25 protein-coding genes are annotated in these 25,643 nt (G+C 48.8%); 5 read left to right on the top strand and 20 right to left on the bottom strand.

The genetic code is table 11. The features are described 5' to 3' along the window. Positions 1-139: 139 nt before the first annotated feature. Together purB and BUA83_RS06830 are read right to left on the bottom strand one after the other, a co-directional pair. A complete protein-coding gene (gene purB, locus BUA83_RS06835; RefSeq protein WP_072935466.1) occupies positions 140-1,432 on the bottom strand; it encodes an adenylosuccinate lyase in 1,293 nt (430 codons plus the stop codon). Between the two features lie 127 nt (positions 1,433-1,559). Next, on the bottom strand, positions 1,560-2,015 hold the full coding sequence (locus BUA83_RS06830) for a metal-dependent hydrolase (RefSeq protein ID WP_072935465.1): 456 nt from the start codon (positions 2,013-2,015) through the stop codon (positions 1,560-1,562). 155 nt (positions 2,016-2,170) lie between these two features. Between BUA83_RS06830 and BUA83_RS06825 the strand changes: the two genes are divergently transcribed. Then, on the top strand, positions 2,171-3,271 hold the full coding sequence (locus BUA83_RS06825) for a DUF2939 domain-containing protein (RefSeq protein ID WP_072935464.1): 1,101 nt from the start codon (positions 2,171-2,173) through the stop codon (positions 3,269-3,271). A 51-nt stretch (positions 3,272-3,322) separates the two neighbouring features. Here the strand turns inward: BUA83_RS06825 and BUA83_RS06820 are convergent, their stop codons facing one another. The 3 genes from BUA83_RS06820 to BUA83_RS06810 form a co-directional block, all read right to left on the bottom strand. Next, positions 3,323-3,877, bottom strand: a complete 555-nt coding sequence (locus BUA83_RS06820) for an ATPase (RefSeq protein ID WP_072935463.1) — start codon at positions 3,875-3,877, stop codon at positions 3,323-3,325. After that, positions 3,867-4,094 (bottom strand): hypothetical protein, encoded by a 228-nt coding sequence (locus BUA83_RS06815; protein WP_072935462.1) that lies wholly within the window; start codon positions 4,092-4,094, stop codon positions 3,867-3,869. The genes BUA83_RS06820 and BUA83_RS06815 overlap by 11 nt, the downstream gene beginning before the upstream one ends. Positions 4,095-4,242: 148 nt before the next feature. Further along, positions 4,243-4,923 (bottom strand): C40 family peptidase, encoded by a 681-nt coding sequence (locus tag BUA83_RS06810; protein ID WP_072935461.1) that lies wholly within the window; start codon positions 4,921-4,923, stop codon positions 4,243-4,245. A 399-nt stretch (positions 4,924-5,322) separates the two neighbouring features. Between BUA83_RS06810 and BUA83_RS06805 the strand changes: the two genes are divergently transcribed. Further along, positions 5,323-5,502: a twin-arginine translocase TatA/TatE family subunit gene (locus tag BUA83_RS06805; RefSeq protein WP_072935460.1), complete on the top strand. Its 180-nt coding sequence runs from the start codon at positions 5,323-5,325 to the stop codon at positions 5,500-5,502. Between the two features lie 39 nt (positions 5,503-5,541). On the opposite strand, the gene hypE is transcribed toward BUA83_RS06805, so the two are convergent. From hypE to BUA83_RS06775, 6 genes are read right to left on the bottom strand one after another with little or no spacing between them, the layout of a single operon-like run. Next, entirely contained in the window at positions 5,542-6,546 is a 1,005-nt protein-coding gene (gene hypE / locus BUA83_RS06800; protein WP_072935459.1) for a hydrogenase expression/formation protein HypE, read from the bottom strand. Further along, positions 6,546-7,610 (bottom strand): hydrogenase formation protein HypD, encoded by a 1,065-nt coding sequence (gene hypD, locus BUA83_RS06795; protein WP_072935458.1) that lies wholly within the window; start codon positions 7,608-7,610, stop codon positions 6,546-6,548. The genes hypE and hypD overlap by 1 nt, the downstream gene beginning before the upstream one ends. Position 7,611: 1 nt before the next feature. Beyond that, positions 7,612-7,818, bottom strand: coding sequence for a HypC/HybG/HupF family hydrogenase formation chaperone (locus BUA83_RS06790; protein ID WP_072935457.1), 207 nt, complete (start codon positions 7,816-7,818; stop codon positions 7,612-7,614). 37 nt (positions 7,819-7,855) lie between these two features. Continuing rightward, entirely contained in the window at positions 7,856-10,138 is a 2,283-nt protein-coding gene (gene hypF, locus BUA83_RS06785; RefSeq protein WP_072935456.1) for a carbamoyltransferase HypF, read from the bottom strand. 20 nt (positions 10,139-10,158) lie between these two features. Beyond that, positions 10,159-12,534, bottom strand: coding sequence for a nitrogenase component 1 (locus BUA83_RS12740; protein ID WP_072935455.1), 2,376 nt, complete (start codon positions 12,532-12,534; stop codon positions 10,159-10,161). After that, the gene (locus BUA83_RS06775) at positions 12,531-13,289 is read right to left on the bottom strand and encodes a nucleotide-binding protein (protein WP_072935454.1); all 759 of its coding nucleotides are present in this window, start codon (positions 13,287-13,289) and stop codon (positions 12,531-12,533) included. The genes BUA83_RS12740 and BUA83_RS06775 overlap by 4 nt, the downstream gene beginning before the upstream one ends. A gap of 148 nt (positions 13,290-13,437) precedes the next feature. Between BUA83_RS06775 and trxA the strand changes: the two genes are divergently transcribed. Then, positions 13,438-13,746: a thioredoxin gene (gene trxA, locus BUA83_RS06770; RefSeq protein ID WP_072935453.1), complete on the top strand. Its 309-nt coding sequence runs from the start codon at positions 13,438-13,440 to the stop codon at positions 13,744-13,746. A 148-nt stretch (positions 13,747-13,894) separates the two neighbouring features. Here trxA and BUA83_RS06765 read toward each other — a convergent pair whose 3' ends face one another. Next, the gene (locus BUA83_RS06765; protein ID WP_159430486.1) at positions 13,895-15,550 is read right to left on the bottom strand and encodes an O-linked N-acetylglucosamine transferase, SPINDLY family protein; all 1,656 of its coding nucleotides are present in this window, start codon (positions 15,548-15,550) and stop codon (positions 13,895-13,897) included. Between the two features lie 176 nt (positions 15,551-15,726). Here BUA83_RS06765 and mtnN point away from each other — a divergent pair, with 176 nt between their 5' ends. Continuing rightward, a complete protein-coding gene (gene mtnN / locus BUA83_RS06760) occupies positions 15,727-16,548 on the top strand; it encodes a 5'-methylthioadenosine/S-adenosylhomocysteine nucleosidase (protein ID WP_094756516.1) in 822 nt (273 codons plus the stop codon). A gap of 75 nt (positions 16,549-16,623) precedes the next feature. On the opposite strand, the gene BUA83_RS06755 is transcribed toward mtnN, so the two are convergent. Together BUA83_RS06755 and BUA83_RS06750 are read right to left on the bottom strand one after the other, a co-directional pair. Next, positions 16,624-16,866, bottom strand: coding sequence for a hypothetical protein (locus tag BUA83_RS06755; protein WP_072935451.1), 243 nt, complete (start codon positions 16,864-16,866; stop codon positions 16,624-16,626). Between the two features lie 343 nt (positions 16,867-17,209). Further along, positions 17,210-17,887 carry a Crp/Fnr family transcriptional regulator gene (locus BUA83_RS06750; protein ID WP_072935450.1) on the bottom strand — a complete coding sequence of 226 codons (678 nt, stop codon included), beginning with the start codon at positions 17,885-17,887 and terminating at the stop codon, positions 17,210-17,212. 204 nt (positions 17,888-18,091) lie between these two features. On the opposite strand from BUA83_RS06750, the gene BUA83_RS06745 reads away from it, so the two are divergent. After that, entirely contained in the window at positions 18,092-20,338 is a 2,247-nt protein-coding gene (locus tag BUA83_RS06745; RefSeq protein WP_072935449.1) for an adenosylcobalamin-dependent ribonucleoside-diphosphate reductase, read from the top strand. A 124-nt stretch (positions 20,339-20,462) separates the two neighbouring features. Here the strand turns inward: BUA83_RS06745 and BUA83_RS06740 are convergent, their stop codons facing one another. The 6 genes from BUA83_RS06740 to BUA83_RS06715 form a co-directional block, all read right to left on the bottom strand. Continuing rightward, positions 20,463-21,794: a phosphatidylserine decarboxylase gene (locus BUA83_RS06740; protein ID WP_094756515.1), complete on the bottom strand. Its 1,332-nt coding sequence runs from the start codon at positions 21,792-21,794 to the stop codon at positions 20,463-20,465. Between the two features lie 144 nt (positions 21,795-21,938). Next, the gene (locus BUA83_RS06735) at positions 21,939-22,787 is read right to left on the bottom strand and encodes a TIGR02452 family protein (protein WP_072935448.1); all 849 of its coding nucleotides are present in this window, start codon (positions 22,785-22,787) and stop codon (positions 21,939-21,941) included. Positions 22,788-22,839: 52 nt separating this feature from the next. Then, positions 22,840-23,214: a hypothetical protein gene (locus BUA83_RS06730; protein WP_072935704.1), complete on the bottom strand. Its 375-nt coding sequence runs from the start codon at positions 23,212-23,214 to the stop codon at positions 22,840-22,842. 29 nt (positions 23,215-23,243) lie between these two features. Then, on the bottom strand, positions 23,244-23,600 hold the full coding sequence (locus tag BUA83_RS06725) for a DUF1413 domain-containing protein (RefSeq protein ID WP_072935447.1): 357 nt from the start codon (positions 23,598-23,600) through the stop codon (positions 23,244-23,246). A gap of 313 nt (positions 23,601-23,913) precedes the next feature. Next, positions 23,914-24,537, bottom strand: coding sequence for a GNAT family N-acetyltransferase (locus BUA83_RS06720; RefSeq protein WP_072935446.1), 624 nt, complete (start codon positions 24,535-24,537; stop codon positions 23,914-23,916). A gap of 41 nt (positions 24,538-24,578) precedes the next feature. After that, complete coding sequence (locus tag BUA83_RS06715; protein ID WP_072935445.1) at positions 24,579-25,568, bottom strand: restriction endonuclease; 990 nt, start codon at positions 25,566-25,568, stop codon at positions 24,579-24,581. Positions 25,569-25,643 lie beyond the last annotated feature (75 nt).

The following is a 25,643-nucleotide window of genomic DNA, read 5'->3' as shown; positions in this document are numbered from 1 at the left end:
TTCCAGGCCATGTCGAGGGATTTTTTCGTCAAGCAAGTAAGATGACGCGAAGGCGTAGTACTGCTACGCCAAGTGGCATCTGACACAGCATGGCGGAAAAAGCTCCGGTATGGACGGAAGGGAATTGTTCGGTGTTTCCTTAAAGTCCAAAGCGCTCGAAAATCATATCGACATTGCGCAGGAAGTATTTATAATCGAAGCACTCATCAATTTCTTCCTTCGTGAGATACTTAGTGATATCCGGGTCCTTCTCGACGTTCGTGCGGAAGTCTTCACCCTCGAGCCAGCGTTTCATTGCATTGCGCTGTACCCATTTATATGCATCTTCACGCAGCACGCCTTTGCTGACCACAGCGAGCATGATGCGCTGGCTGTAGATAAGGCCGCCGGTCTTGTTCATGTTTGCCATCATGGCGTCCGGATAAACCAGAAGCTTGTCTATGATGTTCGTGAACTTCTTGATGCAGTAATCAACATTGATTGTGCTGTCCGGAAGGATTACGCGCTCAACAGAGGAGTGGGATATATCACGCTCATGCCAGAGGGTGATATCCTCCATTGCAGCGATTGCGTTGCCGCGGACAAGACGCGCCATACCTGCGACACGCTCGCAGGTGATAGGATTGCGTTTATGCGGCATTGCGGAAGAGCCCTTCTGTCCCGGGCTGAAGTATTCCTCTGCCTCACGGATATCCGTGCGCTGAAGATTTCTTACCTCTGTCGCGAATTTCTCAAAGGAGCTTGCGACAATGGCGAGAGTCGTCATGTATTCTGCATGGCGGTCGCGCTGGATAACCTGTGTTGCAAGGCGTACTGGTGTAAGGCCCAGCTTCTTGCAGACGATTTCCTCGATGCGCGGGTCGATGTTGGAATACGTTCCGACTGCGCCGGAAAGCTTACCTACTGCAACTATCTTCTGTGCATGCTCAACACGCTCGATGTCGCGCTCGACCTCTGCCATCCACAGACAGAGCTTCAAGCCGAAGGTCATCGGTTCTGCGTGAATACCGTGGGTACGGCCAATGCACGGCGTATGCTTGAACTCCGCCGCACGGCGTTTCAAAACCTCATGGAATTTGCGAAGATCATCAAGGATGATATCCGCGGATTTTTTCATCATGATGCCAAGAGCAGTATCCTTGACATCACTGGACGTGAGACCTTTATGGATGTATTTCGAGTCATCACCGACATACTCGGCGACATTCGTCAGGAAGGCAATGATATCATGGTTCGTGACCTTCTCAATCTCATGAACGCGCTCCAGATTGAAGTTTGCTTTTGCACGGATATTCTTCGCGGCCTCTGCCGGAATCTCTCCGAGCTCTGCCATCGCATCGCAGGCTGCCATCTCGACTTCGAGAATTTCCTCGAACTCATGCTGCAGCGACCACAGATTACCCATCTCAGGGTTTGTATAACGTTGAATCATTCTTTGTTTCCTCCTCCAGAAACTCGAAAATACTGTCTGCGGGCACACAAAAACCCGCTGAGCCGATAGCGGCTCAACGGTTTTATCATAGCATTGTGCATGTAATCATGTCAATGTATACAAGAGCTCAGCTTCCATAGAGAAGCTTTATGCCATACGCCGCCAGCACCACCGCAAGCCCAAAGAAGTATTCCCTAAAGGAGCCGACAGGAAAGAGCTTTATCCCTATTTTTTCTCCCGGGAAAACAAGGGGTACCTTGCCGCAGACAGCATCCTCCAGAATATGCAGAAGCGCTCCCGCCATGACAGCCACAGGCAGCATGAACCATCTGTCATCTCCGCCCAAATCCATCCCCTGTCCTGCCGAAAGCACCGCCGCGATAACAAAAAGATAAGGCGCGGGCCAGTGTGACCAGCCTCTGTGTCCGCTCCGCCAAAGCCAGTAATCCCGTGCCTTTCTCGGGTCACCGTCAAGGCGGTCGGGGATAACGGCTCCTGCCATGGCGCACGCCGTCAGCGTTAAATCCTCCGTTGCCGTATACACCAGCACACCTGTAACCACCTCATGAGTAACCCATTTCATCCGTTTCACTTCCGTTCTGTTTTGTTCTATTTTATTGTAGCACAAATGTTTTAAAAAATCCCGTTTTAATTGCATCGCTTGCGCGAAAATGTTGTGACACGTATACTTATACTGTGATTTAAATTACCGTATTCTTTAAATTGAAAGGAATTTTTATGAACCGTGAATCCGTAAAGAGCCGGATTGAGCGGCGGCGCAAGGCACAGCAGCACCAGCTGCTCATAGTCATCGCCTTTTTCTCGCTGGCACTGGGCATCTGGCTCTGGTATCATTTCATATACACGCGCACTCCCGAGTACTCTCTGAAGACGCTTCAAAACGCAATAGAGCAGCACGACGTGGATACTGCCGCACGATGCATTGACCTGGACATGCTTCTCAGCTCCGCATACGACGACCTGACAGACGATATGCTCCACTACGACTCTGCACTTAATGATGAAACGAGAGAAAAATACACTGCATTTTACAATCAGATAAAGCCTGAGCTTGTCAGCGGTATGAAGGACACAATCCTCCGCTACGCGGCAACGGGAGAATGGATTCTTCCCGATGGAACAGACATCACCAAGGGAAGACTTCTCGGCATCGACTTCGAACGTTTCCTTGAACGCTCCCAGCTTCGCTCAACAGATTTGGCAGGAGCTCCTGCCGTACATGTTACGGGGGCGCACACCGCAGTCGGAACAGTCAGCGTGCAGGACCGCTTTACACAGTATACCTTCACGCTCCACTTCACCATGCAGCAGGATTCTGACGGTCACTGGAAAATCACAAAAATCAAAAACTACCGTACATATCTCGATACCATATCGCCGCGCCAAAACCGCGACATAGCAGATTACATCGCGGCAACTCACGGTATCGTGAATGAATATAACGAGCAGTTTGCGGCGCAGCGCGCACGTTTTCAGGCCCTCACTGCTCAGGCAAAGGGAAATCTGACGGGGCCTGTGGCTGCCTCAATCAAGGCACTCATACAAAACGAGGTCGTGCCGACACTGAAGGAACGGCAGGAACAGCTTGATGCCGTAAGTATTCCCCCAGGTGCGAAATATCTCGCAAACCAGCGCCACATGTCAACAGACCTCTCAATAGACGCGTGGAAGCATTACCTTCACGCCATCGAAAAGCATTCAAATGAGGAATTTCAGACGGCAGAAACGCTCCTGAAGCAGGCAGTGGAAACTGACATGCGGATAAAGGACATAATCCGCCACAACACCGTAAGCCAGTCACTGCCGGACATAGACTAAAAATCAGGGTATCGCATTTATCATGCGATACCCTGGTTTTGGTTTTCATGTTTATTCCATAAGTTCCAGTATCTTCTCTTCACTCCACAGTTTATTCGCGAAAATTGAAATATCTTCTTTATGCTTGCGTATTATTCTGAACGGAGTCACTGTATTGTCATATACATGTAATATATCACATAACTCCATCAGTTCTTTTATCTGCCCAAGTGACTTTTTATACCTTGAAATTATTTTATCTTTTTCTACGTCATGTCCGCCCTGCGCTACTCTTGACCGAACTCTGGCAACATTCACATACGGATCCACCGTCAAAACAAAAATGCACTTTATGAAATAACCTTCCGACTTTGCCTTTCGCAGTATTTCCATCTTATAGTCCGACGAAAGCACCGTTTCGAAGGTAAAATCCATTTTACCTTCAATCGCAGCATAGCGTTTTTTATCTACCAGCCGGGCAGCTTCCATATTATCCATTCCTGTCGCGGCAACAACATCATCGGCATTAGTATACTCACCAACAGTTTCAAAATACCTTGTGAATGTACTTTTGCCTGAACCATTAGGCCCTGCAATGACTAAAATCATCGGTTTTTTATTCGACATATTTTATGCTCCCATCCGGATATTCAAGAAACGCACGTTTTGTTTCCACTTCATATCCGGCTATAGGTTTTTTACATATTTTAGCCTTATCTATCGCGGCGTGAACCGCTGCTGACGCACGCCGATCCATTTCAGCATCATTAATGTTCATCGGCTCACTTCCCTCCGATACTACCCGGATAGTCTTATTCCCTATCTTTCTTACGATGTCACTCATTCACTCATCACACCCTTTTCAATAATTTCACAATGTCCTTGCAGATATATCATAGCACGAAGGTCATCTAAATACATCACCTTCCGTGCTGCCATTGCCGCATATACAAAAAGAAGGCACCGCACGTTAATGCGATACCTTCAAATTTTTACACGAGACGCGTTGCTCCTGCGAAGGCGCGTACGCGATAATCACGTTTCATTGAATCGTAATCAATAAGCTCATCCTCAGAATTTGCATGGATAAACTGGTCGTTTCCCACATAAATTCCTACATGATTGATTTCATATCCGTCTGCCGAGAAGAAAACAAGATCCCCGGGCTGAAGCTCAGATACAGAAACATGTCTTCCAACAAGCGCCTGGTCATCTGCCGTACGGGGCAGGCTGATTCCATGCTTCCCGAAAACATAGTACACAAATCCGGAGCAGTCAAAGCCGTCACTGGGCGATGCCCCGCCGTATACATACGGAACACCCAAATACTGCTGTGCATCCTTTACGATTGCGCTGCCCTCTGCCGAACCAATCCTCGGCTGCTTCGCTTCCGGCAGAACCTCGCCCAAAAGCGCCAGCTGAACAGCTTCTCCTGCGATTCCGTCAACCGCAAGTCCTTTTTTGACCTCGTACTCACGAACCGCAGCCTCCATAGCCGGCCCGTAAATACCGTCCACAACTACATCATATCCGTTATCACAGAGGACGCGCTGCAGCTTCAGCACAGACTCTCCACGGTCACCCTGACTGAAGTTTTGACAGGAACCCATCCCCGGGATTGCCAAAACTGCGGCCAAGACAAATACAGACAATATTCTTTTTACAACTTGCATAAAAAACCTCCTGCTTCAACAAAAAAAACTACGGAACATATCACCGAAAAAAATCCCGGTGGAAACAGGCTCAGGCACATCGTGCTCTGCCTGCCGCTCACTTTTTAACCAAAAAGTGAGCACACAGGGTGCCCATCGATTAAATTATAACGCCATGATATATATTTTGCTACGGAAAAATATTCCTATACTTTTGTCATATAATGACTCATTTCATGGCAAACCCCGCGGACATAAGTCCCAATCAAGTAAAAAAATACTCTTTGTGGCCGTTTATTCTATTTCATTATAACACTTATTTGTATATACTATTGCACCTTCGTGCCATAATATACTAAAATAATAGTAAGGAATAATGATAAACTATTTATTGTATGTAATATAAAGGAGGCAACCTCTATGTTCGGACTCGGCGTACCGGAACTCGCACTCATCCTCGTTATCGGTCTTGTACTCTTCGGCCCCGGCAAGCTGCCGCAGGTAGGAAAGGCTCTCGGCAAGAGCATCAAGGAATTCAAATCCGCATCAACCGGTGAGGACGAAGCCAAAGAGCTCCCTGAAAAGAAAAAAGAAGCATAAGCAAAGCCCCATGAGCAAAGAAAACTCATGGGGCTTTATTTAGCATATTCTGGGAAGAAGCTCTCCACCCGGCGGCGGAAGGACCGTCTGAGTTCCGAGCTCTGTCGTCATAACAACGCGTCCCGGCTCGTCGGGGGTGACTTCACCAATTACTGCGGCATTTTCTCCGTATGGGCTTTTCTTAAGCTCAGCCACAACAGCCTCGGCGTCCTCTTTGGGGACAAAAATTACCAGGCGTCCCTCACATGCAAGATACAAAGGCTCAAGCCCAAGCATGCCGCAGACTCCTGCTACCGCAGGGTCAACAGGAACCGCGGACGCGTCAAGACGGATGCCGACACCGCTCTGTCCCGCAATCTCATGAAGCACCGTGCCCACACCGCCGCGCGTGGCATCACGCAGCACATGAACATCACGGCACACGTCAAAGACGGAGGATGCCATGCCCCAAAGCGGCGCGCAGTCACTTGTAACCTCTGCATCAATACCGTACTCGCCGCGGGCAAGAAGTATCGTGCAGCCGTGGCGCCCCACATCGCCGCTGACTATGACAGCATCCCCGGGACGGGCGCTTTTTCCTGAAGGATGTGCTCCCGGCAGGCGCTCACCGATTCCCGTGGTCGTGATGAAAACACCGTCTACCTGGCCATGTCCTGCCACCTTGGTATCCCCTGCCACAATGCTGACGCCTGCTTCCCTCGCCGTGAGCGCCATTGCGTCAGCGATTTCCTCAAGACTCTTTACAGGAAAACCTTCCTCAATTACAAAAGCACAGGACAGATATTTCGGACGTGCTCCCATGCAGGAGATATCATTGACCGTACCGCAGATGCTGAGCTTTCCGATGTTCCCTCCTGGAAACTTCCACGGCGACACGATAAAACCGTCGGTCGTAAAAGCAATATTTGATGCAGGCGGCGGAAGAATCGCCGCATCATCCTCCGTCAGATAGAGATTCCTGAACCGTTTTGCAAATACCTCATGTATAAGCTCCGAGGTCTGCTTACCTCCGCCTCCGTGAACCAGCATGACCTTTTCTTCCATCACACTACACCTCCGTATTGATAGTATGCCGCGCATGTACCCTCCTGAGAAACCATACATGCCCCAACAGGATGCTCGGGGGTGCAGGTTTTACCAAATAACGGGCAGTCAGTGGGCTTGCATTTTCCCTGCAGTATTTCTCCGCAGCGGCATCCCGGTGGATTTTTCGCCTTAAAGGACGGTACAGAGAATTTTTTCCGTGCGTCAAATGCCGCATATTCATCCCGAAGCACCATTCCGCTTTTTGGTATTATTCCGAGTCCGCGCCACACCGCATCTGCAGGCTCCATATATTTTTCTACCAGCTTTTTTGCCGCCGTGCTGCCGTCCCGTGTGACAACACGGGGATAGCAGTTTCTGAAGAAAGGTTCATCGGATTTGGAGCAAAGCTCCACAAGTGTCGCGGCAGCAGTAACAAGCTCGCTTGGAGTAAAGCCTGCCACGACACCCGATATCCCTTCCCCCGTCAGTTCCTCGGTCAGCCTCGTTCCAACAATGGCGCATACATGACCGGGATAAATATAGGCGTCAACGCTGTCCTTCAGCGCACGGTACGCTTCATCCATTGTCTTGTTCGCCGTCAGGATGGAGAAATTTTTGAGCCCCGCCTTTTCCGCGCGCTGCACGGCAAGACACGCCGACGGAGTTGTTGTCTCAAATCCCACGGAAAGGAAAACCACCTCACGGTCGGGATGAGTCTTTGCGTATTCCACCGCGTCAATCGGTGTGTAAACAGGCACTATATCCGCACCTTCGGAGCGCGCTCCCGCAAGGCTCATCTCGCTTCCTGGTACCCTGACAAGGTCGCCGAAGGTTGTGATGACAGCGTTTTTTTCAGTGGCAAGCCACACCGCCTCATCAATAAAATCCGCCGGAGTGACGCACACAGGGCAGCCCGGGCCTGAGATAAGCTCCACGTTTTCCGGCATCAGCTGCCTGAGTCCTGCCTTGAATATGGCGTGTGTATGAGTACCGCAGACCTCCATAATGCGCAGCTTTTTACCTTTATAGTTTTCCAATATTGCGCGCGCCTTTGCGACGGCCTGCTTTCCTTCCTCCGTCATATCAGAGCTCTCCCATTACAGACGCTGCCTCTGAGGCATCATCATCTGTTATTTTTGCGATAGCTATACCGGCATGCACCATGACATAATCCCCGGGGTCAAGCTCATCAAGAAGCTCCGCCGAAACCTCACGCTTCGCGCCCGAAGCGTCCACCAGCGCCATGCCGTCCTTTATACTGACAACCTTTGCAGGCAAACCGACACACATACAAAACATCCTTTCAAACACAACATGTACTCAAAGCTCACTGAATCTGCGCCATTGCGTAAACGGCCTGTCCAAGACATATCCCTCCGTCGTTTGGAGGAATGAGATGATGCCTCAGCACACGGAAGCCTTTTTCCTCAAGCCCTGTTTCCACCAGCTCCAAAAGGAGCAGATTCTGAAACACGCCGCCTGAAAGTGCCGCCGTTGTGATTCCCGTCATTTCTCTTGCTCTTTCACAGCCTGCGACAATTTCATCCGCAAGGGCTTCGTGAAAAAATCTCGCAAGCACAGGCGGTTCATCGCCCGAAACCGTTCGTTCAACTATATTTGAAAAAATCTCTGCCGTCGGAAGGATAAACCGTCCTTCTCTTTCAAAAATCTCAGGCAGTGAAATTTTTTTGCTGTTCCTTCCGTTCCTTGCGGCGTATTCAAGGAACATTGCCGCCTCTCCCTCAAAGGAGACCTGTTTTCTTATACCCAGCACCGCGCTCACTGCGTCAAAGAGTCTTCCCGCACTGGTGGAAGTAACGCAGTTCACACCGTTATCCGCCATAAAACACTGGGCATTTACCTGCTCCGCCGAGGCTATTTTCAACCGCCCGGCAGTATCGGCAGTTTCTTCCTTCGAGCCGCTGAGACTGTACAAAAGATTCACGGCAATACGCCATCCCTCTTTTGAAGAGCGGTCTCCGCCTGCCTGACAGAACGGCTCAATTGAACCAAGGCGCTCAAAGCCGTGGTAATCCGCACGGAGAAACTCTCCGCCCCATACGGTACCGTCAGTACCGTATCCCGTGCCGTCAAAGGACACCCCGATAACAGGCTCCGACACCTCATTTTCAGCCATGCAGCTCACTACATGCGCATAATGGTGCTGCACCTGTATGACAGGCTTGCCAAGCTCATTTGCAAGCTGTGTCGTGTTGTATCTCGGATGAAGGTCACAGGCAGTCACGGACGGCTCCGTTTCCAAAAGCTCCGTCATGCGCTTTGAGGTCTCGCGCAGAGCCTGCATAGTACGCAGATCCGACATATCCCCCACATATGCCGAGGGATAAAAAAGCTCGTCACGTCCTATACAGAAGGTATTTTTAAGCTCACCGCCAAGGGCCAGCACCTCACCCCTGAAGCCCTTTACCATAACAGGCAGCGGAGCATATCCGCGGCTTCGTCTTATCATGTACGGTGCTTCATGGTAAAAATCCATCACCGAATCATCCGCACGGACTCGGATACGGCGGTCATGTGACAGCACCGCCTCGCAGAGAGGGCCGAGAGCTTCCCGCGCATCATCATCAGTACGGCATATAGGCGCGCCTGAAGGATTTCCGCTTGTCATGATAAAAGCCTCAGGCATCTTTATTCCGTCAGGATAATCGAAAAGGAGCATCTGCACGGGCGCGTAAGGAAGCATAATTCCTATTTTGGGATTTCCCGGAGCGGCCGAGGGTGCTATGGTGCTGTTTTCCTGCCGTTCGAGAAGAAGAATCGGTTTTTTCGGGCCCTCAAGGATTTCCTCTGCCGCAGGCGTCACCTTTACGGCTCTCCGTGCTGCCTCCATGTCCCTCACCATCACGGCAAAGGGCTTTACGGGACGGTGCTTTCTCTCTCTTAAAAGCGATACTGCATTTTCGTTTGTGGCGTCACAGCAAAGGTGAAAACCGCCGATTCCCTTTATGGCGACAATTTCTCCGTCGGCTATACGCCTGCGGATTTCCGTTATTGCCCCTGCTCCCTTTGTTTCCGTGCCGAGGATGTATACCTCAGGACCGCAGTCGTTACAGCAGACAGGCTGGGCGTCGTAGCGCCGTGATGTCGGTGAATTATATTCCTCAGCGCACCTTTCACACATAGGAAACGCCTTCATGCTGGTGCGTTCCCTGTCATAGGGCATCGCATCAAGAATCGTAAGTCTCGGGCCGCAGGCAGTACAGTTTATGAACGGGTGCAGATAGCGCCTGTCCTTCGGGTCAAAAAGCTCCTTTTTGCACTCCGGACATGTGGCTATATCAGGAGAAACGAAAATCGCTCCCCGTTCCTTTGCGCTTTCAATTATTTCAAATGACAAGGAACCTTTTGGCTCTGTCTGTTCCCCGTCCACCTTTAATATGGCTGAACGTGGCGGTGCCTTTGTGATAAGCTCTTCGGAAAAAAGCTTTATCGGTGACTCCTCACCCTCAAGATAAATTTCTACATAGGGGCCCTTATTGCAGACACTTCCCATGAGTCCATGCTCCGCCGCCAGCCGCGCCACAAAAGGTCGGAAACCGACGCCCTGCACAATCCCGTATACACGCAGAATAACTGCTGTTTTTTCCATGCGCCGTTCCCTCCTTTTCGTTATCTTTCTCCCGATACCGCAAAATGCGGCACATCCAGCCAAACACCGATATAACGCGGAGCAGCCTTCCGAAGCGCCGCATCAGCTATAACACAGGAAAAACCTCCCTGCTCCACAAACCGTGCAAACTGCGCTTCCTCCTTAAAATGAACATCGCCGTCCCTTGAAAGCTCCCTCACAGGGGTAAACCATGTACCCACAGTAACCTCGGCAGCCCCTGCTTCGGCCAGCGCTTTTCTGAATGCCTCTGCACGGACAGGCTCGTGTATAACAAGCATCCGCCCTCCCTGCTCAGAAGCCTCACTTACCGCGCTTTTCTCCACTGCGCTGAGAGGACACAATATTTCATAAGGAACTCCGAATTTCTTTTCCAGATACTTTGCCGCGCGAAGTCCCGACGCCGAGGCGACGTAATTTTTCTTCACGCGGCCTGCGCGTTTTATATTGGAAAGCTCCCCGTCCCATCCGTAGAGAAGCACATCTCCGTCAATGCTCTTACGGATATTTTCCGCTTCTTCTGAGGAAAAATCAAGCGGTGTAACGCCTATAACGCCGACAGCATCACATGGCTCTCCTGCCGTGGCAAAGGTCTTCATAAGAGTCTCCCAGGTTTTCGACGCGCCCTCATCATAGAGCTTTGTCCCATCAGTATCCACTGCCACAGCAGGAAGCTGCAGCCTTTTTTCTATCAGCCGTACAAGAGCCCTGTAATCCGTACCGATAACCGCAGGCACAGGGGTTCCGATGAGTGCTGCAAAGGACGCGTCGACTTCGTCTGCCGCAAGAGCCAGCTTTTCCATAAGACGGTCGTCACGCCCCATAATGGCATCCATGTCACGGAGGCCCGCGCTGAACACAGTGCTTCTTTTCGCGAAGCTTTTCACATCCCAGCGCGGCTCGTCAAAGCCGCAGATATTTCCTGCGCAGCCTCCGGCATCAACAATTACAGTGAGCGCGTCAAGAGGGAACAGCACTGCCGCCGCCCCGGATGTATCAGGAGCAAACGGGGCAATGGCAAGCCTCAGTCCGTGTATTTCATGGCTTGAAACAATTTTCTCCCCCAAAGATACCTTTGACGGCTGTTTTTCCTGCTCCTTTCCTTCACACGCCGAAATGACCGCACGGCAAAAATCCCGCACAGCCGAAAAGCCGAAGGGCTGTGTCTCATCGCTCCAGGGAACATGCACAGCGTTTTCGTGATAATACACCGCATCACGTCCCACAGCGACGGTAACAGGACTCTTTTCCTCATCGTAAACCGCCATGGTCGGAGAAAGATTCGAATAAATCCGTGTATCCGGGGATATCTCCGCAAGGCGGCGTATATACGAAAAATCCTGAGGCTGCGGATCACCGTATATCTCAGCAACCTCCGCGCCGTACCGCACAAGCGCCAGAGAGAGCTCAAAGGCGTTCGCGTTCAGACGGCTTCCGATAGCAAAAACAGGCTTTGGCGTAATAGCCAAAAGCTCAGCCACAGCCATTTCCGCCTCATTTTTCATGGAAGGCTCTTTGTAGTCTGCCCCCAGCACCCTTGCCAGACTCTTATACTGGCTCCCGATTTTATCAATCTCGTAGAGCCGCGTAATCTCAACAGAAGGAATTGCCAGCTTTTTCTCAAGCATCGCCGCGGCGTCGCGGGCATCAGCGGACAAAAGCAGATTAAAATTCGCCTCCGAAAGCTCATGGTATTCATCAACTGTTTTGCAGCGTCCAAGCTCGCGGATATATTTAAGGCCGAAGCCCTTCAAAACCTCATAAAGCTCCGAGTCATCGGATAGCGGAGCAAAATATCCCATGAGATTTACAGCTCTGGGATTTTTCTTTCGCGGCCTCAAAAGCGAGTACACAGTCTCACGGACATACGCCATAGGCGGCTTTTTGCTGTCCCGGGTCAGCGCATACATATAGCACGGACGGACGGGGATGCCCACAGCTTCCTCCGCCCTTCGGCAGACACGCTCCATATCCGTACCGAGAAGCGCGTCAACACAGGTAATACACAGCATCACAACAGAAGGCTGCTTTTCCCGTGACTCAACAAACGCCCTGACTGCCTCAGGAATTTTTTTCAGATGACGGCCTGTCACAATATCCGTTTCGTCCATCAGAAGCCAGCCGAAACGCTCCGTATCTCCTGCTGCCAGTCCCGACGTATTTCGTCCGCAGCTTCGGGGTGCAATGAGCAGCATCACAGAATCAGGCACAGAAAGCCCTGCTCTTTTTACACCATAGCCCTGCGCTCCCGGTGAATTGAAATCCAGCGCCGCCGGTGAATTATAAATAAGATGCGTGTCCAGCCGGAACGCATCAGGAATATTCTCTTTTCCCAGTGCCGCAAGCTCTGCCGCGGTCTTGAAAAAAGGCTCCTTCATAGCTTCTCCTCATCCAAAAGCTTCTCCGCCAGCTCAATAAATTTCCTGCTCACAAAAAGGCCGGCATCGCCCTCAATAACAGTCTTTCCTTCATCTTCGAAACGGTTTATATCATCGCTTCGCGGTATATCCGCAACAATAGAAAGACCTCTCTCCTTTGCGAAGGCCTCTACCTTTTCCGTCTCATCGGGAACATTGCGCCGGTTCAAAATAATTCCCCCTACCTTCGCATAGCCCCTGTCAGCAAAATTCTCAACAGCCGAATTAATATTATTGGCCGCGTAAAGAGCCATCTTTTCCCCCGATGTCACAATCAGCACCTTTTCCGCGTATCCCTCACGTATAGGGGCCGCAAAGCCTCCGCACACAACATCCCCCAGGACGTCGTACAGAACAACATCAGGATTAAACGAATCAAACAGCTCCATATCCTCAAGCAGCCTGAAGGTCGCTATTATTCCGCGCCCGGCGCAGCCAAGCCCGGGAGTAGGCCCTCCCGTCTCTATGCAAAGAACGCCGCCAAAGCCTACACGAGAAATCTCCTCAAGCCTCTCCGGCTCCGCATCATGCTCACGTATGTATCCCATAACAGACGGCATAACCGTGCCGCCTAAAAGGTTGATTGTGGAATCAGCCTTCGGGTCGCAGCCAATCTGAATGACACGTTTACCCAAATGAGCAAACGCCGCCGCGAGATTTCCCGTTACCGTAGACTTGCCTATTCCGCCTTTTCCGTAGATTGCTATCTTTAACATGCGGTCTCCGCCTTTTATGTTTTAATTAGTGTATAGTATACCATATTTCCTTTCTTCCCCGCGTGACAAAGTCACAGAAAATGAACTCACATCATGGTACTCTTTGAACATAGGATAAACAATCACATGAAAGGAGCCATATATCATCATGGAACCCATTACAATTACAGCAGAAAACTTTGAAAAGGAAGTGCTTCAGTCGAAGGAAACAGTCCTCGTTGACTTCTGGGCAGGCTGGTGCGGCCCGTGCCGTATGCTTTCTCCGATTATAGATGAGGTTGCCTCCGCGCACCCCGGCGTAAAGGTTGGCAAAATCAACGTTGACGAACAGCCAACTCTCGCTTCCCGCTTCGACATCATGAGCATCCCGACACTGCTCGTATTCAAGAACGGACAGGCAGTAAAACAGTCCGTCGGCCTCATCCCAAAAGAAGGCGTTGAGGCTCTTGTAGAATAAAATAACCCCCAAATTCAAAAGCCCCCTGCGATTTTCCGCAGAGGGCTATTTTTGTTGACTATCAAATCAAAAATATAAACAAAACTGCAAAAATATAAAATTATATCTGTATTACAACCCCCATCTTTTATTTTCCCCCAAAAGAAGCTTATTTCCTTTGCCCTAATTCATATTTCTCCCATGCATCAGAATAGGCGGCTTCCATTTCCTGCAGGTACAGTCTGCTGTCCATAAGCGGGGATTTCTGCATCATACCGCGGATGCTTTTCTGCAGTCCTGCAAGAAGTTCTCTGTCTTCTGCCAGCATCACAGCCCGAGAAATGTACTCATCTTCTGAAAAAGCTGCCAGTTCCTCCAGCCCTAAATTCTTCAGCAAACTGTAGCCAAACCTTTCCCCGTGGCTTTTACCCACCAGCGATATAAGAGGTCTTCCCATGTAGAGCGCGTCACAGCTTGTTCCTCCTCCGGGATAGGGAAAGGTATCCAGCGCAATATCCATATCTCCGTAGGATGACAAATAATCCTCACTGAAGCCCCGGCACTCTACCCTGTCCATCGGCAGTCCCGCCTTCAAAAGTCTCTCACGGGTATAGCCCTCTGTTTCTCCGCCGTCAAATACCGACGCCTTTAACAGCAGATGGCTTTGGGGTACAGCCGTCAAAATCTTGTTCCATACGGCAAGCACTTCATCTGTTACTTTTGCGAAGTTATTAAAGCTGCCGAAGGTCACATAACCATTGCCCAGGAAAGGAGCTTCCTTCGGAAGAGGTACATTATGCAGCGGCCTGTAGCAAAAATGGCTATGGGGCAGAACAATCAAATCTTCCACAAATTCATGGGAAGCCCCATCTCCGTCAAGGGAACAATCCCCAAGGAAATAATCCACTGCATCAAGTCCCGTGGAGGCAAAGTATCCAATGCCTGAAATCTGTACCGGCGCAGGCTTATATGCCATAATCGGCAGCCCGTTTCCCTTGGTATGCCCTGCCAAATCTACCAGAATATCTATTTCATCATCGTGGATAACACGCGCGGCATCACGGAACGGCAGACCTCTGAGATTGCGCCAGCCTGTCACATGACGCCTGATTTTATCGCTGTATTCGTCCTCAGGCCCCAGCATATAGACATACACTTCGAATTTATCCCGACTATATGCAGTCAGTAAATCGTAACAAAAACACAGCACCACATGATGCCGGATATCCGGTGAAAGATAGCCTATGCGCAGAGGCTTCTCCGAATCCCGCTGTCTGTACTGCTTAAACGCATCTATCTCTCGGAAAAGCTGACCAAAGCCTGCCGCCTGCTGCCGCAGGTATTCGGCACTGTGGCTGCCGCTGTAATGGAGATTAAACAGGTAATTGCTGTATTCCATAGCTTTCAGAGCCGGCTCTGATGCCCACTCCGCCGCCTTCTTATACGCCTGTGCAGCCTCGCCTGTTCTGCCTAAAATCCGACAGCACTGCCCCATCAGGTTCGCTATCTTTTCCCCATAGCCATACATCTTATCCGAGGGCAGCTGAATATCTTTTAATTCTTTATAAGCACTGACATAACGCTTCTCCATAAAAAGAATCCGTGCATGGAGAAATTGTGTAAAAAAATCATGGGGAAGAAGTGTATCGAGCTTATCCCAGGCCTGCATAGCTCCGCGGCTGTCCTCCTGCTCAATATACAGGCTGACCATCAGCCTTGCTGCTTCCACCGGATCATGGGGAGCCAGCTCCTCAATATATTTCCGTGCGGCAGTATAGTCCCGTCTGTCCAGGCTGTTATAGATGCTATTGTACAGTTTTTCCATCTTCCCACCGCTTTTCATTCAAATTACAGCAAGCGCCTTGGTATGTGCTTCCACGCTCACTCAAATATATTCTACCAACAATGCTTCCCATTGCAAACAAAAAAGCTCTGATGTTAATGACAATGAATACTATGTTATAATCCAATTAATAGCCTGGCAAAAAGGAGGATATTTTCATGAAACATTTGACGAGAAGGTATTTTGCCTTTGTTTTTATTTTCCTGTTTGTAATCCTTCCGATGCGGGTGCAGGCCTCTGCCCCCATCATAATTCAGGGAGCCATGGCCTGCGAAACTGAAAGCATGATTGCCGCTCTGACGAATCCCAGAGATGAACGGATTGGTCCGTGGCGTTTTGTCAGCGGTGATTATCAGGGCGTTCCCGTAGTCGTATCGGTCACCCGTATCGGCATGAGCAACGCCGCGGCATCTACGGTGCTGGGGATTGAGCATTTCAAGCCAATCGCCGTCATCAACCAGGGCACCTGCGGCGGTCATGACCCGTCACTGCACACCTTCGACCTTGTCATCGGTGCCGACTCCTTTGATTACAGTGCATGGGTGAGTCAGCCCCAAGTGCATACCGCCAGCGCGGAGGACATAAGATTCTTCGCCTACAACGAAAATGACGAGCTCCATTACGATATAAAGCTCCATGCGGACGAAAAGCTTCTGAAAATCGCCAAGGAACAGGCAAAATACTACACAAGGGGGAAGGCCGTTGCCGGAACGATTGCTACCGCCAACAGCTGGAACCGGACACCGGGAAGGATTCATTTTCTTAACACGGAATACGGTTCTTTATGCGAGGAAATGGAAACACACTCTTCCGCACAGATCTGTAAGATGTACGGTATTCCCTTCATCGGTCTCCGCGTCCTGTCCAACACGGAGCTCCACAGTGAGTCCTTTAATCCCGAAGCTGGAGTAATCAGTCAGGAGTTTACCCTTATGGTTGTCAAGGCTTACTACGCGTCGCTGCAGGAATCACAAAATTAACCGTTGCCCAGAAAAACGCACAAAAAAAGAGCTTTCTCACGAGGAAATTTCCTTCGTGGGAAAGCTCTAAATTTTTTAGTAAGCGACTCCGCATTTTCTGAGAAGAACGCGGCCGATAGATGTGCGGACGTCCTCGGACGTGAAGTCGATTTCGCTGCCTGAGTTTCTCGACTGGGCAGTTTCCGTTACATCCTTAACAACCTCCGGCAGAATCGTGTTCTGCAGCTTCATTGCATCCTCCTGCGAGAAAGCATTCTTAAGCGTGTTGTAAGTCATCAACCAAATAGAAAGTATTAACTCTGATTTTTCCTGTGGCAAGATTCATTCTCCTTTGTCTTTGAAATTTTCTGTTTCCATGACGGAACTTATTTCACATTTTCAAAAGGACAATAAACCTTCCACGATTTTTATCCTGATGAAAACACAAAATTCATTTCAGCCTTCCATGCAGAACATGGAGCAATCAAATTGCGGTTCAGCCAAAAATAATCAAACCGCTTTTTATGATATCACAGCCGATTGTAATAAGCAAATTTTGCAAAGCATTCCTTCATATTTTTCACGTAAAATGAGATTTATTCAGGGCTTTTTGCTGGCGCTTATCTCCCGCTTTGGAAGCGGTAGTCTTAGCGCCCGTAAGCATCGTATAAGAAAATCTCCATCATCCCTCCGCCATCTGATGAAGCCTGTTTTTATCTTTTATCCTGATTGCGCCACGACGGACTTCAACAATTCCCTCCTGAGAAAAGTATTTCAAAAGACGGCTCACAACCTCTCTGGCGCTTCCCATATATTTTGCAATCTGCTCATGCGTGAGATGCAGCTCCTCTTTTCCGGTCTTTTCACTTTCTCCGCTAAGAAACAGCGCAAGCCGCTGATCCGCGCTCAAAAACAGCACCTGCTGAAGCTTCCAAAGCATCTCGCTCAGGCGCTCAGATGCCTTTTCATAACCGAAGCAGCGCACATAAACATTTTCATTCGCCAGACGGCGGAAGGCATCAGACTCCGTAAGAAGCACCTCCGTATCCTCCTCTGCCTCTATGAGAACGTGAAAGGTCACAGACTGCAGCGCGCATGACGCGGACATCACACCCACATCACACTCCTCTATGCGATACAGAGTCACCTCCCGCCCGTCGGAAGACAGCGTATACGTCCGAAGCCTTCCCTTTTTCACCAGCATGACACCAGCGCAGCGGTCACTTCCGCTCTGCACCATTTCACCCTTTGCAAACTTCACGGGATGTGTATGGTCATTCAAAAATTTCCTCTCTTCATCCGACAGATGCTCCCAAAAGGAAAATTTTTGAATATACAGGTCTGTCGCTTTCTTTTCCATGTCAACGCCTCTTTTCAAAGCTTTTGCCAAGCAAAATATACAAGATATGGACATATACAGAGATATTACCACCATATATGCTAAAAAATCCACTTTTCTACGTCGAACTCTTTTTGCCTGTTTTCTCTCTTTATCATATACTATTCTCTAACGCATAACCATACATAGTATGAATTTTCAATAGCATACACAGGAGTGAATGGAATGGAAAAATGGTATGAAAGCGAAATCGGCCAGGGAATATTAAAGGCAAAATACTATCACCCCGGCGAGACTACACCACAGCAGTTCATGGACAGAGTGACGGGAATCTTCTCCCCGAAGGTCAGAGAGGCAATGCGCCGATACCTGGAGGAAGCATCGGTCTGCCCTGCAGGACGCACTCTTTATGCCGCGGGCGCAAAGGGAAAATTCAAGAGCAGCCTTTCCAACTGCTACATACTGCCCTCACCTCAGGACGATATCGAGTCGATTTTTCAAATCAATGAGGAAATTGCGAAAATCTTCTCCTACGGCGGCGGTATAGGCGTAAACATCAGCTGTCTCAGACCGAAGGGAAGCCGCGTAAAAAATGTTGCGCGTACATCGACGGGAGCTATCTCCTTCCTTAAAATCTTCGACAGCACAGGCGAGGTCATCAGCCAGAACGGACGCCGCGGCGCAATGCTGGTAGGCCTCAACTGCGACCATCCCGACATATACGAGTTTCTGCACATGAAGCAGGAAAACGAAAAGCTCGCCTCCATGAACTTATCCGTCCTTTTCAAGGATGATTTCATGCAGGCAGTAATCGACAAAAAGCCCTACGAGCTGCGTTTTGATGTAGAAGCGACGGGCGAAAAAATCCGCCGCACAATCAACGCATCGGAGTTCTTCGATGAATACTGCCGTACGCAGTGGAACTGGGGTGACCCGGGAGCGCTCTTCGTTGACCGCCTGAACGACTACAATCTTCTGTCAGGCTACGACGACTATAATATTGAGATCACAAACCCCTGCGGTGAGTTTGGAAGCAACGCATACAACTCCTGCAACCTCATGAGCATAAATCTCTACAATTTCATAGACGACAAATTCGGTGAAAATCCGCACCTTAACAAGGAGGCCTTTGCCGATGCTGTCCACACCGCAATCCGCGCCCTCGACGAAATCCTCGACTACGGCTACGAGACACAGCCGCTGGATGCGAACCGCACCTGCATCGACGACTGGCGCAGCGTAGGTCTCGGTCTCTTCGGACTCGCGGATGCTCTCATCGCCATGAAGCTCACCTACGGCAGCGACGAAGCGAATAAGTTCACCGCAGATGTCATGCGTGAGCTTTTCATCGAAGCCGCACGCACCTCTGCAACAGTCGCGGGAGAAAAAGCCCCCTTCGGCCGCTACGACTGGGAAAAGACGAAGCTCTCACCTCTTATTGAGCTTTTGAAGGAAGAAGCCCCTGATGTCTACGCACTCATAGAGAAAAACGGGCTCCGAAACGGCACCCTCATCTCCATCGCGCCAACAGGCTCAATATCCCTTCTCATGGGAACCTTCACAGGCGGCTGCGAACCGCTGTACAAAATCAGCTATGAGCGCACCACCCACAAAATGGAGCTGGAGCATAAATCCTTCCGTGTCTTCGCTCACTCTGTCCATGACCTGCTGAAATATCACAAGCTTGGCGACGACCTCAGCGACGCGGACATAAGAAAGCGCTTCCCGTGGGTAATCGAAAGTCACGAAGTGCCTTTCCTCAACCGTGTAAAGCTCCAGGCTGCAATGCAGAAATACGTGGACAACTCCATTTCCTCCACGGTCAACCTCCGCACGGAAGCTACACCGCAGGAAATACGCTCCATCTACCTCGCAGCATGGAAAGCTAAATGCAAGGGCATAACCGTATTCCGCGACGGCTGCAAGCGCGGCAACATCTTAGGCGTCACCTCGCAGGCTCCAACCATCGCATACAACACCATCGAGCCGGTACGCCGCAACGACATCGCGAGAGTCAACGGCTGCACCCTTGTGCGCCACACCTCCTGTGTAGACAAAATGTACATCACCATAAACCGCACCCCGGAGGGGCAGATTTTTGAGGTATTCACAAACGCATCAGGCGGCTGCCAGTCAAACATCGCCACCATAACGCGTCTCACCTCCCTTGCACTCCGCGCGGGCGTACGCGTGCCGACAATCATAAAACAGCTGGCAAACGCACGCTGCTCCGCATGTCAGGCACTCATACGCGACGGCAGGCGGGATATCTCCCTCTCCTGCGGAAATGCAATAGCCTCCGCCCTTGCCGAGGTCTACAACGAAACCCAGCAGAATGACGCGGACCGCTACCATGACGAACATGACAACGCCGCCATCAACCGCGAATGTCCCGAGTGCCATCACCACACACTGCGCCCCGAAGGCAACTGCGTAACCTGCAGCTGGTGCGGCTGGTCAAAATGCGAATAAACCGGTGAAACTACATTAAGCGTAAATTCATCGAAACACAAAAAGGGCACAGACTCATTTCGAGCCTGTGCCCTTTTTACTTGCTTTTCATAATTTCGTTATTGCTTCTGTACCAAAATCAACCTTACTTACGTACAAATCTGCCATACTCTTCCCTGCAAAGAACATGGGCATAGCCTGCAGAGTAGCCGGATTTTTCTCCCTTGCCTACGGTCAGCTTGAATCCCGAGCTTCCCTCGAAAAGCATCACGCAGTCAGAGCCGCCGAAGAGGAAATATCCCAGCTCATCGCCCTTTTTCACCTTTGTTCCGGGCTTTACGCTTTCAACAAAATTGACACTGGATACCTGTCCCATTCCCACAGGAATGACCGCAACCCGTCCATACTCCGTTTTAAGGATTACGCAGCCTCTCGTTTCAACACTCTGCCATGAAAGAGAATTCGACTCAAGAACATAAAGGCCCTTCTCTTCATCCCAGTAAACAACTCCGCCAACCGCGTTTGCGTATGGAACAATATACACAGCCTCAACCTCTCCCGAAACAGGGAAATGGTATCTGTGATAATCGTCATAATTAAGATATGTGTGAGTAAGTATGCCATTGTAGAAATATTTCGCGTATGCAGCTCCCGGCTCGCCAAGCAGCTGCTCAACGGTGACGTATGTGGAGCTTTTTATTGTCACACCGTCTTCCTTCATAATCGGGTCAGCGAAGAACCTTCCGTCCTTATCTATCTGCCATACCCCCTGAGGAAGCGAATCCGCAGGTGATACTACAACACTGTCATCCTCAGGCGCTGCAATCGGGCGCGCTGCGTCATTTGCCAATCTCCGGGAGAAAAACTCATTGAAGGTGTGCCATTTATCAGACGGCTCGTACCAGCCCTTATCAAGATTCCATGTCGGGTCGGCCATCAGCATGTCAAGGTATTCCTGTTTCCACGATTTTTCCGTATCAAGATACTCACGCCATTTATTGTTATAAACCGTAAGCCATTTATAAACCGGCTCAAGATACTCTACCGAAGGATAGAAAAGACCTTTACCCTCAAGCTCCTCAAGAGGCTGGTCAAGAAGCCAGTAAACATAAAGAATACTCTGGTCGCATTTTGTGGCAAAGCTGTCGTATTTCTCCTCCTGCAGGATATTCCACGGCATGCATGTCACAGTGTAGTCCAAAAAAGAATACAACTCATCCAGAGACTGAGCAGGATTAGTTACCCTGTCGGGATTGATCTCTGCCGCCTTTGCGATTGATTTTACCACCAGCGCCTGAACCTCAGGATTCTTCTCCAGCATATCCCTGAAGGACTCTGAAGCACGCACCCGTGTCTGCACCATCGGAGCCGTCGGATTCACAAACACCTGCGCCGCAAACCCCTTGCTTATACCGACAGTCCATACCGACAGCAACAACGCGCATAAAACAATACCTGCAAAAAACCTTTTTTTCATACTCAGTCCCCCTTTGAAATCCTGTTCACGTCTTCCATAGTCAAACACACTTCAAAATCTTATCCTACACTGATAATTCTACGTCAGATGAGACCTTTTTATCAACAGATTTATCGTATAAGAACAGCACCATCATCTTACAAGTCAGCCTATATCTCTCAATATCTTAGTGAACACATCATAATTTCTGCTGTTGCCCGGCGGGCAATACACAGCAAACTCAATCTTCTCAAATACCCTTGGAAATTCCTGTAATGCTGTTTTATAGGCCCTCGCAACTACTTCAGGATTATTCTGAAACGCGCCGCAGCCAAATGCGCCAAGAATAAGAATATCTGCTCCCTTTGCTGCCGCACATGTCAGCATATGAATAGCGCGCTTTACATGATACCCGAAAAGCTCTGCATCATTCATGTACGTACCGCCGTTTACAAGCGGAGCATGAATATTTGATTTGTCGCGAAGGTCAGGAGCAGCAATCGTGATAACATCTACCGTAACCCAGTCCTCCTGTGGCATTCTCTTTGGCAAATCTTCATCAGTCTTACAAATAATAACGTCCTCAGTGTATATGAGCGAATCCGTAGCTTTAGAAGAATTCCGATCATTATGAAGCTTATAAAATGTATCACGAAGTGTCTTTCGATACAGCAAAGGATACAACGTTGAAGTCCTACACAAACATTCCTCCTGAGCTCCACTGCCTCTGGTAACTCCGCCACCTGCATGAAATGCATTGGCAAAGTTCATGACTGCTATCTTCGCCTCAGGATTCTCACGATGAAGCCTCATCGCCGCTTGATAACTTCTGTCACCCGAAATAGTCACAATCGTATCTTTTATTTTTGATACACCAAAATCAGGATAATCATCCTCGTAAAACAATGTTGTTTTCATCTTTGCAATAGGTATGGATGCAGAAAGAGCTTCATTAGTCCTGATCCATTCCAGTGTATCCTGAAAGATTTCTATTCTTTCCTGTGCAGTCGACATGTGTAAAGGCCTCCTATGGCAATAATGTCACTTTCCTATTGGCATTGAATTTTTAAAATGATGGTGGATTATCGAGCACGAAATATGTCATGCTTTCTATCGGTTTACCATCCTTTTCAAATCTTCCAAACCCCCATACTTTATCCTGACGATTCATCAGCAGATTAAACACAATGAGTCCAAAAAACATCGCCGAATGAGTAATATTCTGTCCGCAGGCATGATAAATAGGCTCAAATACTGTACCTGTCCAGTCATGCCCTGGAATCCAACCAGCAGTATTGACATCGCTCATGTTGATTCTCTTATTAAGTTCGTTTTCTATTTTCGCGTAATCCGCTTTTGAAAGCATCGCCATCCATTTATCAAATTCCTTCTTATGGGGAATGTGTCTCACGTATTTTCCATTATCAATTGAATACAACATAATAATCATCCTTTCATGATTCTCCATGCTTAATTAATGATATATGTGTACACCGCTCTGCGCTTAATTGTCTTATCCGCGATAAATCTGATTCCCAGGCTGGGATGCTCCATAATGTAAGCATTGAAATTCTTTCCAAGCACGCCCGCACTTCCCTTGCTGATATGTGACCATTCCTCGTCCGAAAATACATCAGGTATTGTAAATTCCCTGCCTTCAAAATCGCCCGCCTGAATCCTTTTGATGACCTCATCAACAGAGAAAATCGTCATTTCACCAAACAGCTTGTACCGAATATAATCCGGAACGCTCAGCCGCCTTACCGCTGCCGCCTCCTCCAGCTTCCTCGAATATTCATCATTCAGATCAAATCTCCATGTTGTCACACCAAAAACCCTCCTCGTTTCATCGTCTGCTGTAGTTTTAATGAAATTATACATCGTCTGCTGTGGTTACAGCCAAATTATACATCGTCAGCAGACGTTGCACAAGTCCCTAAAAAATTTTTTCGTAGCATAATTTTCACAAACTAAAAAAGCGAAAGCAAACTTTCCACGTCTGCCTTCGCGTTCTATTCATTCATACGATATTAATACGCTTTACCAAATTCCGCCATCTTCATATCGTACGAATTGAAGATATGTTCAGCGCCTGTTATTTGACAACCTGCAGAGGTTTGGGAAAGCTTCATGAAACTGTCTATTCACTAAAAAGCTGCCCCGGCAGTCTTTTCTTCTCTTTCTTTGGAAATTCCGCATCGAATGAAGCAAAACCCTCTGCATCGTTTTGACAGACGAAATATCCTTCGGGGTCGGCGAACGTCCCACTTACCCCGTCAAAATATCCCGGCTTCAGCTCCTGACAAAGAAGATACTCCGCCTCAGGGTCATCCGCATAGCTGATGCCTCTTTCTTTCGCCACAACAAAGCCGGACTTGCCATAAAAATCAATATTTCCCTCCATGACGACACCACCAAAGCCCAGCGCCCTGGCTTTTTCAAGGGATGCATCAAGGAGAATCTTTCCACAGCCCTGCCGCTTGTACTCATTTGCAATGCAGATAGGCCCAAGGGTGATGATTGGAAGCGCTCCGCCGTCATCAAGGCAGATTTCCGATTTCACATACATAGTATATCCGATAAGCTTTCCATCCTTTTCCAGCACCAGCCCAAGCTCCTTTATAAATATCGGATTTCCGCGAAAACAGTGCAGCACATAATGCTCCATTGCACCCGGGCGGTACACATTCCAAAACGAATTTCTCACCAGATTTTCCACCGCGCGGTATTCCGATTCCCGCTCAAGCCTGACCGTACACTCCATATCTCTGCCCCCCGTAATTTCATTTTCCAATCTTTGACAAATTATTCTTCTTTCGCCCCTGGAATAAACACCTTCTTGAGCGGAATCATTTTCCGATACTTTTCACTTAAATCCTCATAATACTTCAAAATGAGCTCAACAAGCTCTGTCCCATTAATCCCACGAATGATTGGAGTATTATCTAGATACTTCTGTGCATTCTTCGTATAATTTGAAAGTGTTACAAATAAACCATAATCACCTTCACGCATTGCACCCTTTAAAGATTGAATCGTTGTTTCCTTGATATCCCCATCTTGACTCTTCACCTGAACAAGGATACGTGGAGGAAGTTCATCTTTATATGCGGTAATATCTATTCCACTGTCACCGCCCTTCGGTGAAACAATGGTTCTGTATCCCATCGCACGAAGAAGGTCTGCAACGAACCCTTCTAAATCATACCCTTTAAGCTGTCGACTTAATTCCTTTAGTATAAAATCTTTCGTGCTTTCAATGATATCGTCAGCAGTTGGACCAACACTCTCATCTTCATCCTCGGCAGAATCATTTTTCTTAAAGTTTTTATCAAGCGCAGCCAAAAACTCATCAGCATAATTCTTTACCGCAAAGAAGGTCAGCGCCGAACCTATTTCATAAAGCGCACCTTGTGAAAATGCCATGCGTGGCAAATGCTTAAGCCATTTCACTTTTCTCGTTTGTACATATTCCTGCTGCGATGAATCATAGACATATTCCCCTTCAATCACACCGATATTTACTTCGCGATTGCTTTTTGATGGAAATACGACATAATCGCCAATCTGAGCTTCGTAAAGAAAACGATATAACATCCCCGCCGCATTTGATACGCTACGCTTCTTCGTATCCGGATAAACTTGTGCATATTTTTCTTTGAACGCTTCCCTATTTGCCTCAATATCACTAAGATTGCCCATTTCGCTCCATCCGATTGCTATTACACTCCCCTTAAGGAACAAGGCGTCATCATAAGTATGTATTCCCCATATTTTCTTTTCATCATTTGCCATAACCCATACCTCGTTTCTGTTGTTTTAATCCGCAAATATGTTACGGAAAAATATCATTTTGATGAGTTAGGATAT

This window comes from Schwartzia succinivorans DSM 10502 (assembly GCF_900129225.1).
Taxonomy (GTDB): Bacteria; Bacillota; Negativicutes; order Selenomonadales; family Selenomonadaceae; genus Schwartzia; species Schwartzia succinivorans.
The sequence above is the reverse complement of the archived record's forward strand: the minus strand, read 5'-3'. Positions and strand labels throughout refer to the sequence as shown.